This window comes from Micromonospora sp. NBRC 110037 (assembly GCF_001652995.1).
GTDB classification, from domain to species: domain Bacteria; phylum Actinomycetota; class Actinomycetes; order Mycobacteriales; family Micromonosporaceae; genus Micromonospora; species Micromonospora chalcea.
In genome coordinates this window covers 262,162-273,683 of sequence record NZ_BBVA01000003.1, presented here as the reverse complement: position 1 = coordinate 273,683, position 11,522 = coordinate 262,162, and the positions used below count along the sequence as shown (strand labels likewise).

Annotated in this window: 12 protein-coding genes; 7 read left to right on the top strand and 5 right to left on the bottom strand. The window is 73.9% G+C overall.

The genetic code is table 11. The features are described 5' to 3' along the window. Nucleotides 1–161: 161 nt before the first annotated feature. From A4R25_RS11240 to A4R25_RS11230, 4 genes are all read left to right on the top strand, one after another. Nucleotides 162–371, top strand: coding sequence for a helix-turn-helix domain-containing protein (locus tag A4R25_RS11240; RefSeq protein WP_013288759.1), 210 nt, complete (start codon nucleotides 162–164; stop codon nucleotides 369–371). A gap of 221 nt (nucleotides 372–592) precedes the next feature. Continuing rightward, a complete protein-coding gene (locus A4R25_RS30605) occupies nucleotides 593–694 on the top strand; it encodes a 30S ribosomal protein bS22 (RefSeq protein ID WP_007465623.1) in 102 nt (33 codons plus the stop codon). Between the two features lie 120 nt (nucleotides 695–814). Beyond that, the gene (locus tag A4R25_RS11235; RefSeq protein ID WP_064446676.1) at nucleotides 815–1,888 is read left to right on the top strand and encodes an NAD-dependent epimerase/dehydratase family protein; all 1,074 of its coding nucleotides are present in this window, start codon (nucleotides 815–817) and stop codon (nucleotides 1,886–1,888) included. A 281-nt stretch (nucleotides 1,889–2,169) separates the two neighbouring features. Next, complete coding sequence (locus A4R25_RS11230; protein ID WP_051611579.1) at nucleotides 2,170–3,072, top strand: lysophospholipid acyltransferase family protein; 903 nt, start codon at nucleotides 2,170–2,172, stop codon at nucleotides 3,070–3,072. A 16-nt stretch (nucleotides 3,073–3,088) separates the two neighbouring features. Here the strand turns inward: A4R25_RS11230 and A4R25_RS11225 are convergent, their stop codons facing one another. From A4R25_RS11225 to A4R25_RS11215, 3 genes are all read right to left on the bottom strand, one after another. Then, on the bottom strand, nucleotides 3,089–3,967 hold the full coding sequence (locus tag A4R25_RS11225) for an HAD family phosphatase (RefSeq protein WP_043328083.1): 879 nt from the start codon (nucleotides 3,965–3,967) through the stop codon (nucleotides 3,089–3,091). Between the two features lie 111 nt (nucleotides 3,968–4,078). Further along, a complete protein-coding gene (locus tag A4R25_RS11220; RefSeq protein WP_064446675.1) occupies nucleotides 4,079–4,933 on the bottom strand; it encodes a DUF5667 domain-containing protein in 855 nt (284 codons plus the stop codon). A 292-nt stretch (nucleotides 4,934–5,225) separates the two neighbouring features. Then, nucleotides 5,226–6,197, bottom strand: coding sequence for an ECF subfamily RNA polymerase sigma factor, BldN family (locus A4R25_RS11215; protein ID WP_043328086.1), 972 nt, complete (start codon nucleotides 6,195–6,197; stop codon nucleotides 5,226–5,228). A gap of 512 nt (nucleotides 6,198–6,709) precedes the next feature. Between A4R25_RS11215 and A4R25_RS11210 the strand changes: the two genes are divergently transcribed. From A4R25_RS11210 to A4R25_RS11200, 3 genes are read left to right on the top strand one after another with little or no spacing between them, the layout of a single operon-like run. Then, nucleotides 6,710–8,386 (top strand): AMP-binding protein, encoded by a 1,677-nt coding sequence (locus A4R25_RS11210; protein WP_064446674.1) that lies wholly within the window; start codon nucleotides 6,710–6,712, stop codon nucleotides 8,384–8,386. Further along, nucleotides 8,376–8,630, top strand: a complete 255-nt coding sequence (locus A4R25_RS11205; protein ID WP_013288752.1) for a glutaredoxin family protein — start codon at nucleotides 8,376–8,378, stop codon at nucleotides 8,628–8,630. Before A4R25_RS11210 ends, A4R25_RS11205 begins: the two co-directional genes overlap by 11 nt. Nucleotides 8,631–8,654: 24 nt before the next feature. Continuing rightward, the gene (locus tag A4R25_RS11200) at nucleotides 8,655–9,296 is read left to right on the top strand and encodes an HAD family hydrolase (protein WP_013475152.1); all 642 of its coding nucleotides are present in this window, start codon (nucleotides 8,655–8,657) and stop codon (nucleotides 9,294–9,296) included. 10 nt (nucleotides 9,297–9,306) lie between these two features. Here the strand turns inward: A4R25_RS11200 and A4R25_RS11195 are convergent, their stop codons facing one another. Beyond that, nucleotides 9,307–9,963 (bottom strand): response regulator transcription factor, encoded by a 657-nt coding sequence (locus tag A4R25_RS11195; protein ID WP_030502878.1) that lies wholly within the window; start codon nucleotides 9,961–9,963, stop codon nucleotides 9,307–9,309. A gap of 39 nt (nucleotides 9,964–10,002) precedes the next feature. Next, the gene (locus tag A4R25_RS11190) at nucleotides 10,003–11,307 is read right to left on the bottom strand and encodes a sensor histidine kinase (RefSeq protein ID WP_064446673.1); all 1,305 of its coding nucleotides are present in this window, start codon (nucleotides 11,305–11,307) and stop codon (nucleotides 10,003–10,005) included. Nucleotides 11,308–11,522: the final 215 nt, after the last annotated feature.

The following is an 11,522-nucleotide window of genomic DNA, read 5'->3' as shown; positions in this document are numbered from 1 at the left end:
TGGACATCGGGTGAACGGCTGTCCCGCCATGATCAAAGGGTGGAAGGGATCGCGCAGGTCACAGCCGTCCCGCTACCGTACTGGTTACACGCGCGTCGCTCGTCGAGGCGGGAGCACCTGCCCGGTGACACGCGCCGGGCACGGGAATGGGTCGGTGAGCCATGGCCGGGTCGCAGTCCGACGCACGGCTGTCGGATGTCAGGTTCCTGACCGTCGCCGAGGTGGCGACGGTCATGCGGGTCTCCAAGATGACTGTCTATCGTCTCGTGCACAGCGGTGAGCTGACCGCGGTGCGGGTCGGCCGCTCGTTCCGGGTGCCCGAGCACGCCGTGCACGAATACCTCCGGGGCGCCTTCCAGGAGTCCGCCTGAGCACTCGGCGGGCCGGTCCGCCGAGTGCGACGAAAAGGGGCATCGACGGGGGCGCGTTGGTCCTGCTGACGCACTCCGGTTAGGCTGGACCACGACCGTGATCGCCCTCTGGTGTGCCCTGCCCACCACGCTGGTCCGGTCCGTTGTCCGCAAGCGGTCAAGACGCCACCGGCGGTGGTGTCTTCCGGTCCGCCCCGAACGTTGCATCGAAAGGCTGTCGTATGGGCTCGGTGGTCAAGAAGCGCCGCAAGCGCATGGCTAAGAAGAAGCACCGCAAGCTGCTGCGCAAGACCCGCGTCCAGCGTCGCCGTCTCGGCAAGTGACCGGTGCCGGGCACTGGCCCGGCACCCGGCACCACTTGCCAACTGTCGACCCTCGGAGGCTCAGGTGATCAGGCCGTGGACGTCCCGGCTCGATCCCGCCTGCCGCGCAAGGCGCACGACATGACCCCCGGTGACACCTCCGGTGCCCCGGGGGTCGTCGTCGTGACCGGGGTCGGTCGCTGGCTCGGCGCGCACGTCGCCGCCCGGCTCGCCGCCGACCCGCGGATCGAGCGGGTCATCGGGGTCGATCCGGCGCCGCCCAACCCCGAGCTGGCCGACCTGCTCACCGACGTGGAACGGGTCCGTCTCGACCTGGACTCGCTCGGCGGTCTCCTGGCCGACCTCGACGTCGACGCCGTGGTGCACCTGGCGCTCGTCACGTCCCCCGACCCGCAGCAGGGCGGCCGGTCGGCGATGAAGGAACAGAACGTCATCGGCACGATGCAGATGCTCGCCGCCGCGCAGCGCGCGCCCCGGCTGCGCAAGCTCGTGGTCCGATCGTCCACCGCCGCGTACGGGGTGTCGTTCCGCGATCCGGCCGTCTTCACCGAGGAGACCGAGCCGCGCGAGGTGCCGCGCGGCGGTTTCGGCCGCGACATACTCGACATCGAGGGGTACGTCCGCGGGTTCCGCCGCCGCCGGCCCGACGTCACCGCGACCGTGCTGCGCTTCGCGCCGTTCATCGGGTACGCCGCCGACACCACGCTCACGCGCTACTTCTCCCAGCCGGTGGTGCCCACCGTCTTCGGCCGTGACCCCCGCCTGCAGTTCGTGCACTTCGACGACGCGCTGGAGGTGCTGCACCGGTCGGTCGCCGAGGACCACCCGGGCACGTACAACGTCGCCGGGCCGGGCGTGCTGTCGCTGTCGCAGGCGATCCGCCGGGCCGGCCGGGTGGCGGTGCCGGTGCTGGAACCGGGACTGGCCGGGGTCGCCGCGATCGCCCGTAGCCTGGGCTTCGGCCGGTACGGCCTGGACCAGGTGGACCTGTTCGTGCACGGCCGGGTGGTGGACACCAGCCGGCTGGAGCGGGAGTTCGGCTTCACGCCCCGCTCGACCGCCGCCGCGTTCGAGGACTTCATCCGCGCCCACCACGGCGGCGTCGTGGTGACCCGGGACCAGTTGGCCGCGGCCGAGCGGTTGGTGCTGGAGAGTATCCGGCAGGTCCGCTCGACCGTACGGGAGCGTTCGTGACCAGCCCGGAGGAGCGGCGCGACGCGCGCTACGACGTACCGCTGGACGTGCCCGGGCCGGGCGCGGAGCCGGCACGGCGCAACGGACACCGCCGGGTGACCGCGCCGTCCGCCCGCCCGGCCGCGCCGGTCGAGCCGGACACCTCCGCCGACGAGCCCGGCACCCCGGCCGGGTCGGCCGCCCCGGGTCCGGCCGCGCACCGCCCGACGGCCGAGAAGACGGTGGCCAAGAAGACCGTGGCCAAGAAGACGGTCGCGAAGAAGGCCGTGGCGAAGAAGGCCGTGGCCGGCGACGCGCCGGCCGGTGACACGCCGCCCGGACCGGCGGTGGCCGACCGGCCGGGCGACCACTGGGACCGCAAGGTGGCGCAGGGCCTGGCGTTCCTGCGGCGGCGGCTCGCCGGTGACTACGAGGTCGACGAGTTCGGCTTCGACCCCGACCTGACCGACGCGGTCGTCCACCCGCTGGTCCGGCTGCTCTACCGGGACTGGTTCCGCACCGAGGTCAGCGGCATCGAGCACGTACCGGCCGAGGGCGCGGGCCTGGTCGTGGGCAACCACTCCGGCACCGTGGCGCTCGACGCGCTGATCCTCTCCACCGCGCTGCACGACCGGCACCCGGCGCGCCGCTACCTGCGGCTGCTCGGCGCCGACCTGGTCTTCCGCATGCCCGTCGTCTCCGAGATAGCCCGCAAGACCGGCGGCACCGTCGCCTGCAACCCGGACGCGGAGCGGCTGCTCGGCAACGGCGAACTGGTGGGCGTGTTCCCGGAGGGCTTCAAGGGGGTCGGCAAGCTCTACTCCGACCGCTACAAGCTCCAGCGCTTCGGCCGGGGCGGATTCGTCTCCGCCGCGCTGCGCACCGGCACGCCGATCGTGCCGGTCGCGATCGTCGGCGGCGAGGAGATCTACCCGATGCTCGCCGACATCAAGCCCCTCGCGCGGCTGCTCAAACTGCCGTACTTCCCGGTCACGCCGACGTTCCCCTGGCTCGGGCCGCTGGGCATGGTGCCACTGCCGAGCAAGTGGCTGATCGAGTTCTGCCCGCCGATCCCGACCGCGCACCTGCGTGACTCCGCCGACGACCCGCTCGTGGTGTTCAACCTCGCCGACCAGGTGCGCGAGACGATCCAGCAGACGCTGCACAAGCTGCTCGAACGCCGCCCCGACCCGTTCGGGCCCTGAGCGAACGCGCGCCGGCTCAGGCCTCGCGGTGGCGGCGCCGGTGCAGCGCCAGTCCGGCCGTGACCGCGCCGGCCAGCAGCCCGGCGGCGGCGGTGGAGGGCACGGCGATGCGTACGGCCCGCCGCCCGGTGCGGAAGTCGCGCACGTCCCAGCCCCGCTCGCGGGCCTGCCGCAGCAGCGCCGGATCGGGATTCACCGCGACCGCACGGCCGACGGCGGAGAGCATCGGCAGGTCGTTCGCCGAGTCGCTGTAGGCCGCGCAGCGGGCCAGGTCCAGCCCTTCCACGGCGGCGAGCTGGGTCACCGCCTCGGCCTTCGCCGGCCCGTGCATCAGGTCACCGACCAGCCGCCCGGTGTACGCGCCGTCGACCACCTCGGCCACCGTGCCGATCGCGCCGGTCAGGCCGAGCCGGGCGGCGATCACCCGGCCGATCTCCACCGGGGCGGCGCTGACCAGCCAGACCCGCTCGCCCGCGTCGAGGTGACGCTGAGCCAGGCGGCGGGTGCCGGCCCAGATGCGCGGGGCCATCAGCTCGTCGAAGATCTCGTCGGCGAGACGCTCGATGTCGTCCACCCGCCAGCCCTGCACGAACGCGAGCGCTGCCTCCTTGGCCTGGGACATGTCGCCCGCGTGCTCGGTGGCGAGCAGCCGGAACCGGGCCTGCTGCCAGGCGAACCGGGCCAGGTCACCGGTGGTGAAGTACTTCCGGGCGGCCAGCCCGCGGGCGAACCAGTAGATCGAGGCGCCCTGCATCATCGTGTTGTCCACGTCGAAGAAGGCGGCGGCGGTGGGGTCCGGCGGGATCGTGGTCGCGGGCGCCGACGGGGCCTCCGACCAGCCCGTGGTGTGCCCGTGCGCGTCGGTGCTGACGGTCACCTTCCGGGTTCCGGCCACGGTGACCTCCCTGCCTCGACGACCGCGTACGCCCTCCGCGTCGAGCGTATCCGGCACGGTGTGACGGGTGGGTGTCCGCCGGGAGAAGTGTGGCGCGGTCGGCGTACGCGCTCAGCGGTCCGCCGGGCAGGCCGCCGGGGCGGGCCCGAGCGCGTCGCTGGCCTGCGGCGCGGGCAGTCCGCAGGCGATCGCCTCGCGCAGCGCGTCGGCGCGCTTGCCGGCCGCGTCGAGCAGCGCCAGCGAGCGGCGGGTGCGGTCCCGCTCGGCGTGGTCGGGCCGGTCCAGCAGGCCGCTGACCACCCGGCGCTGGCCGGCCAGGAACGTGTCCACCGCGTCCAGCGCCACCGGGTCGGAACGCTGCGCCGCGACTGTGGTCAGCAGGCGTACGCCCTGGCGGGTGTCCGCGTCCATGTCGTCCAGGACGGCGCTGAAACCGAGCCGGTCGCCGCGTACCGAGGCGGCCTCGTCCAGCCGGGTGCGGGCGAAGTCGAGGAAGAGCTGCCCACGGCTGATGTCCGAGCTGGCGAGCGCGAGCTGGGCGCGCTCGGTGGAGCGCTTCATGCCGTACAGGGCGTCACCGGGCAGCGCGTTCTCGCTGGCGGCGGAGATGCCGGAGAGGGCGACCGCGCCGGCGGCCACGCCGACCAGGATCGCGCCCCGGGCCCGCGCCCGGCGTCCGGTGATCGCGGGCAGCAGCGTTCCGCGTACCCCGGTGGTGGTCTTGGCCGGAGTGCCGACGCCCTCACGTTCGGCGGTGGCCACGAGCATCGCCCGCAGTCCGGTGCGGAACTCGGCGTCCACCTCGACGTCGGGCCGTTCGGCGCTGAGCCGGCGGCTCACCTCGACGAGCGCGGTGAGTTCACCGTCCGCCTTGGACCGGACGTGGTGCCGGCGTCCGCCGTTGGCCTCGTCGAGGAGTTGCGCGAAGCGCTCGGCCCGCCGACGGGAGAAGAGGTCGCTGTCCACCGCGGCACCCCCTCTCGCTGGTCACGGCCGGGCGGCCGTCGTCGTCACCAGCGACCGGTGGCAGCGTGTGGCACCGAGTCGACCGGAACGGCCGACCCGACCCGCCGGACCGGGTGGCCCGGGGGACGCCGGGACAACCACTGGTCGCACCCGGAGAAACGGACCGCGCCGGTCGCCGGTTACGGCTGGGACGGCGGCGAAATCACCATGAGTGATCGGCCTGCGTGGGGCGTCGGGCACGCGACAGCGCCCGGCGGTGGCGCCGGTGAGGAAACGGGACGGTGGCTGCCGGTCAGGAGTGGAAGCCGTCGGGCAGCAGGCGGGCCAGGGCCCGTACCGCGCGGTACTGGAGGGCCTTGATGGCGCCCTCGTTCTTGCCCATGGCACGGGCCGTCTCGGCCACCGAGAAGCCCTGGAGGAACCGCAGCACGATGCACTCCTGCTGCTCCGGGTTGAGCTGCTTGACGGCGGTGAGCAGGGCGACGTTGGTGATGTGCTCCACCACCGCCGCCTCCGGGCTGCCCTCCGGACCGCGGTCCTCCCGGTCGGCGTCGAGGACGTCGCCGGTGGTCACCTCCAGCCGGTAGCGCCCCGACTTGAAGTGGTCGGCGACCAGGTTGCGGGCGATGGTGACCAGCCAGGCGCCGAGGTCGCGCCCCTGCCAGGTGAAGCTGCCGATCCGCTTGAGCGCGCGCAGGAACGTGTCGGAGGTGAGGTCCTCGGCGAGCTGGCGGTTGCCGACCCGGAAGTAGACGAACCGGAAGACGGTGTCGACGTACCTGTCGTAGATCAGGCCGAACGCCTCGGACTCGCCGGCCTGCGCGCGTTCGACGAGCGTCCACACCTCGGTCGCCGGGTCGGACGGGTCGGGGCGGCTGGGGAATCCGGTGGCGGGGGTGGCGGCCGGCACGGCGGGCAGGACGGCGGTGTCGCCTGTGGTCACCGCCGGCAGGATCGCGGTCTCCGCGGCGGACGGCTCCGCGCCGGTGGCCGCGTCACCGCGCCGGGCCTGGGCCGGCATGGTCGGGCGGGCCGGGCTGCCGAGGCGGCCGGCCGCGGGTTTCGCGTTGCCGCCGGGCGTCGCGGGACGCGCCGGCGCCTCGTTCGTGTGGTGCGCGCGGCTGCGTACGCGCCGCCCCTCGCCGCGTACCGCGAGCTGGCTCTCGGCGCTGCGTGGAGGCGGGTCCGCGCGCTCGTTGAGCGGGTTGCGCTGGGTCGGGCCGGTGACGCCGGCCGGCCGTTCGGCGTAACCGAAGGTGGTCACCGCGCCTCCCCGGTCCGAGTGGGCAGCGACCGCACCGGGCGCCACTGTGGTGCCGGGGGACCGGGTGGAACCCGGCCGGGCACGGCCGGGTCGGGACGTGCCGACGGGCGGCAGATCCCCTTGAGGTGCTGGTCCAATGCGCTGACGGGCACGGGGGCCTCCTCGGGCTGAGGGGTGTCGACTCACGGCAAATGGGGTGAGCCGACCCGAGTGATGATAGGGCCAACGTCACCCACGCGTGGCAAGTCCGTTACACAGAGCGGAAGTATTTCCCGCCGGATCGCACGAATGGCGGACCCGTTGTCCGTCGCGTGTGGTTGACTTTCGCGCCGGATCGTGGTCCGCAGTGGAAAGTCCTGGTCGGAGCAGATTTTCTTTCCGCTCGGCGTGTCGCGAGGGCGGCTCGCACGGGTCGCCCCGGGTCGCTCGGCTCGTGCCGCTGGAGATCGTTATCCCGCGCTCGGGAATCCCACCGTACTGCATTCCCAGTCCCGTGTGGCGGACCCGGTGCCGTGTCCGGGCATGGTCCGGCGGACGCCGCTGTGCCAGACTCAGCCACCGTGCAGGACGCCGCCGAAAGCTCCGCGCCGAACCTCGCCGACCGGCTCCGCCGGGCCGCCACCGAACGGGGCGACCGGGCCGCGCTGCGCTGGCGCGAGTGGACGCTCACCTGGTCCGAGCTGGACGACGCGGTCACCGCCACCGCCCGCGCGCTGCTCGCCGACGCGCCGCCGGCCGCCGGACCGGGACATCCGCCCCGGGTGGCTGTCGCGTTCGGCAACACCCCGGACTTCGTGGTCACCTACCTCGCCGCGCTCCGGGCCGGCCTGGTCGCCGTACCGGTCAACCCCGCGCTCACCGCCCGCGAGCTGCGGCACGTGCTCACCGACTCCGGCGCGACGGTGCTGGTCGGCGCCCCCGAGGTGACCGCCCGGGTGGACCGCACCGAGCTGCCCGGGCTGCGCGCCGTGCACACCGCGCCGCCGGTACGCGGCGACACCGGGCCGGACGGGTTCCCGGCCCGCGCCGGCGACGACCTCGCCGTCCTGCTCTACACCTCCGGCACCGAGGGACGGCCCAAGGGCGCGATGCTGTCGCACCGCGCGCTCGCCGCCAACCACGACCAGACCGACCGGATCGAGCCGCCGGTGGTCGGCCCCGACGACGTCGTGCTGCTCGCCCTTCCGCTGTTCCACGCGTACGGGCTGAACACGGTGCTCGGCGCCGTGGTGCGGCACGGCGCGACGGGTGTGCTCGTCGACGAGCCCGGCCCGTCCGGGGCGCTGGACGAGATCGCCCGGCACCGGGTCACGGTGCTCGTCGGCGTACCGTCGATGTTCCTGACCTGGGCCGAGGCGGAGCGTGACCCGGCCGCGGCGCTCGCCTCGGTGCGCGTCGCGGTGTGCGGCGCGGCGCCGCTGCCGCCGGCCGTCGGGGCGCGCTTCACCGAGCTGACCGGGCACCCGGTGCACGTCGGCTACGGGCTCACCGAGACCGCGCCGGTGCTCACGTCGACACTCGTCGGCGGCGAGCCGAAACCCGGCTCGATCGGCCGTCCGCTGCCCGGCGTCGAGCTGCGCCTGACCGGGGCCGACGGCGTCCAGCTGTGGCGCGACGGAGTGCCAGCCGACGCCCCCGACGAGGACGAGATGGACCTCTCCGACGAGCTGGCCGGCACCGACCCCGGGCAGATCGTGGTACGCGGGGAGAACCTGTTCGCCGGTTACTGGCCGGACGGGCGGGGCGGGCCGGACCCGGACGGCTGGTGGGCCACCGGCGACGTCGCGTACGCCGACGGCGACGGCGACCTGTTCCTGGTCGACCGGCTCGGCGAGCTGATCCTGGTAAACGGCTTCAACGTCTACCCGCACGAGGTGGAGCTGGTGCTCCAGGCGCACCCCGGGGTGGCCGAGTCGGCGGTCCTCGGCGTGCCGCACCCGCGGACCGGCGAGACTGTGCGGGCGTACGTGGTCCGGGCGGCCGGTTCGCCGGTGACGGCTGACGAACTGCTCGCCCACTGCGCGCGTAACCTGGCCCGGTTCAAGTGCCCGACCGCCGTCGAGTTCGTCGACAGACTGCCGTACTCGGCGATCGGGAAGGTACGCAAGACCGAGCTGCGCCCGGCGCCCGCGGTGCCGTCGCCGGCGTCGCCGACCCAGATCCGCACGGAGGTATCCGATGTCCAGTGACCCGAGGCTCATCCTGATCACCCGGCCCGGCTGCCACCTGTGCGACGACGCGAAGGCCGCGCTCGACCGGGTGGTCGCGGTCACCGGCGACCGGTGGGTGGAGCGGGACGTCACCGGCGACCTGGAGATGGAGCGCGACTACGGCGACCGGCTGCCGGTGGTGCTGCTCGACGGCAAGGAACACGGTTACTGGCGGGTCGAGGAGGACCGGCTGCTGCGCGACCTGACCACGCCGCAGCTCTAGCCTTAGAGTGCTCGGGTGACGGGTATGCGACGCCACCTCGTGTGGGACTGGAACGGAACGCTCCTCGACGACCTCGACCTGGTGGTCCAGGCCACGAACGTGGCCTTCGCCAGCGCCGGCGGGCCGGCGGTCACCGCGGCCGAGCACCGGGTCCGGTTCCGGCGGCCGATCGCCGACTACTACGCCGAGATGCTCGGCCGGGCCGTGGACGCCGAGGCGTTCGGCACGCTGGACCGGGTCTTCCACGACGCCTACCGGGCCGGGCTGACCACCTGCGCCCTGGCCGCCGACGCCACCACCGCGATCGAGTCCTGGGAGGGCAGCCAGTCGCTGCTGTCCATGTGGTTCCACGACGAGCTGGTGCCGACGGTGCACACGTACGGGCTGACGCCGCACTTCCGCCGGGTGGACGGGCTGCGTGCCACAGTCGGCGGCGGGCACAAGGCCGAGTGGCTGGAGAAGCACCTGGCCGAGCTGGGGCTGGGCGGCCACGAGGTGGTGCTGATCGGTGACTCGCTCGACGACGCCGACGCGGCCGCCTCGGTCGGCGCCCGCTGCGTCCTCTACACCGGTGGCCTGTCCGACCCGGACCGGCTGCGCGGCAGCGGCCACCCGGCCGCCGACACGCTCACCGAGGCGGTGACGCTGGCCCGCACGCTCGCCTGACCCGGCCCGGTCAGGCGCGCAGGTGGGCCAGGACGGCCAGGACACGGCGGTGGTGCGTGGTCGCGTCCGGGGGCAGGTCGAGCTTGGTGAAGATGTTGCGGACGTGCTTCTCGACCGCGCCGTCGCTGACCACCAGCGCCCGGGCGATGGCGGTGTTCGAGCGGCCCTCGGCCATCAGCGCCAGCACCTCGCGCTCGCGCGGGGTCAGCGACGCCAGCGGGTCGTCGCGCCGCCGACGGACCAGCAACTGGCTGATCACCTCCGGGTCGAGCACGGTGCCGCCGGCGGCCACCCGGGCCAGGCCGTCCAGGAACTCGTCGATCGCGGCGACCCGGTCCTTGAGCAGGTAGCCGATGCCGCCGCCGGCCCCGCCCGCGGTGTCCAGCAGGTCGTCGGCGTACGACACCTCGACGTACTGGGACAGCACCAGGATCGGCGTACCCGGCACCCGGCGGCGGGCCTCCACCGCGGCGCGCAGTCCCTCGTCGGTGTGTGAGGGCGGCATCCGCACGTCCACCACCGAGACGTCGGGCCGGTGCGCCACCACCGCCTCGACCAGCGCGTCACCGTCACCGACGGCCGCCACCACCTCGTGCCCGTACTCGGTCAGCAGCCGGATCAGCCCCTCCCGGAGCAGTACGGCGTCGTCCGCGATCACCACCCGCATGGGTCCGGTGTCTATCACGCCCCGACCCGGCGGTCCGGGTCACCTCGGTAGTTCGGCGTGGACCCGGGTCGGGCCGCCGGCCGGGCTGGTCACCTCCAGCGTGCCGCCGGCCGCCCGGACCCGGTCGGCGATGCCGTTGAGCCCGTGGCCCTTGGCCAGGTGCGCGCCGCCGACGCCGTCGTCGGTGACGGTGATCTCCAGCCGGCCCACCTTCCGGGTGACCTCCACCCGGCAGGCGTTCGCCCGGCTGTGCTTCGACACGTTCGTCAGCGCCTCGGCCACCACGAAGTACGCGGTGCTCTCCAGCCCCGGGTCGAGCCGGCCGGCGGCGGTGCCCAGGTCGTCGTCCACCACCAGTTCGGTCGGCACCAGCGCCCGGGCGGCCAGCGCGGCGAGCGCGCTGGGCAGGCCCCGGTCGACCAGGATCGGCGGCGCGATGCCCCGGGACAGCGCGCGCAGCTCGTCCAGCGTCTCCCGGGTCTGGGCCACTGCCTCGTCGAGCGTCTGCCGGGCCGCGTCCGGGTTGTCGGCGAGCTGGTGGCGGGCCCGGCCGAGGTCCATGGCGAGCCGGACCAGCCGCTGCTGCGGGCCGTCGTGGATGTCGCGCTCCAGCCGGCGCAGCGCGACCGCCTCGGCCGAGGCGGCGGCGCGCTTCTGCTCCTCCAGCGTGATGATCCGCTGCCGCATCTCGGCCACGCCGGTGAGCAGCGAGTACGCCAGCCCGGCCTGCAGGCGGGCGCAGCCGCGCGCCACCAGCGGGAGCGTGAACAGGGCGAACAGCCCGATCGCGGTGTTCAGGGCGATCCGCGCGCCGGCGCCGTCACCCATCCCGAGGAGCTGGCTCAGGTCCTGGTCGTCGACGCCGCGCGGGATGGCCCAGTCGTAGGCGACGTAGAGCGTGCCGCCCAGGGCCAGCACCCACCAGACCACCAGCAGCACGAACGTGGGCAGGGCCACCAGCAGCCGGACGAACGCGTGCAGCAGGTCGAGCCACGACTGCGCGTCCCGGATCGGGGTGAACACCCGCCGCCAGAACCCGGCGCCCGGCTCCGGCCGGCGGTAGACCGGGCGTACCCGGGGCCGGTCCAGCACCGCGGCGAGCCGGAGCCGCTCGATGTCGGCCAGCCCACGGGCGGCGTAGAGGAAGCCGGCGAGGATCGGCAGGCCGAGCGTGGTCACCAGCAGCCCGGCGCTGAGTGAGATCCCCACCACCGCGAGCACGAAGCCGACGATCGCCAGCGGGAAGCCCACGAGTACGTAGGTGGTGTCGCGGGCGAGGCGGCGCAGCAGCCCGTGGACGGGGGACAGCGGAGTGGGCGCGGTGGCCAGTGGTGCGGCGGTCATGGTTCGAGGCTATGGGCGCGTGCCCCGCCGACCCATCCCGCACGCTGGCCTCTTGGGGGTGGGGTTCTCCCTACTGCAAAACGTGAGACTCGCCTCGCCACGCCGGTGACGGAGCGCTACGAGCCGCGCGCGATTGGTCAGGGAAGTCGGGATTGAGCAATAATCGCCACGCGCCGCCAAGGGAGGCGGTCGATCGATCTTGCGGGAATGGAGGG

Bases quoted from the DNA above. Each gene is read 5' to 3' on its own strand.
- A4R25_RS11240 (WP_013288759.1), top strand. From the start codon at position 162: ATGGCCGGGTCGCAGTCCGACGCACGGCTGTCGGATGTCAGGTTCCTG.
- A4R25_RS30605 (WP_007465623.1), top strand. From the start codon at position 593: ATGGGCTCGGTGGTCAAGAAGCGCCGCAAGCGCATGGCTAAGAAGAAG.
- A4R25_RS11235 (WP_064446676.1), top strand. From the start codon at position 815: ATGACCCCCGGTGACACCTCCGGTGCCCCGGGGGTCGTCGTCGTGACC.
- A4R25_RS11205 (WP_013288752.1), top strand. From the start codon at position 8,376: ATGTCCAGTGACCCGAGGCTCATCCTGATCACCCGGCCCGGCTGCCAC.
- A4R25_RS11200 (WP_013475152.1), top strand. From the start codon at position 8,655: ATGCGACGCCACCTCGTGTGGGACTGGAACGGAACGCTCCTCGACGAC.
- A4R25_RS11195 (WP_030502878.1), bottom strand. From the start codon at position 9,963: ATGCGGGTGGTGATCGCGGACGACGCCGTACTGCTCCGGGAGGGGCTG.
- A4R25_RS11190 (WP_064446673.1), bottom strand. From the start codon at position 11,307: ATGACCGCCGCACCACTGGCCACCGCGCCCACTCCGCTGTCCCCCGTC.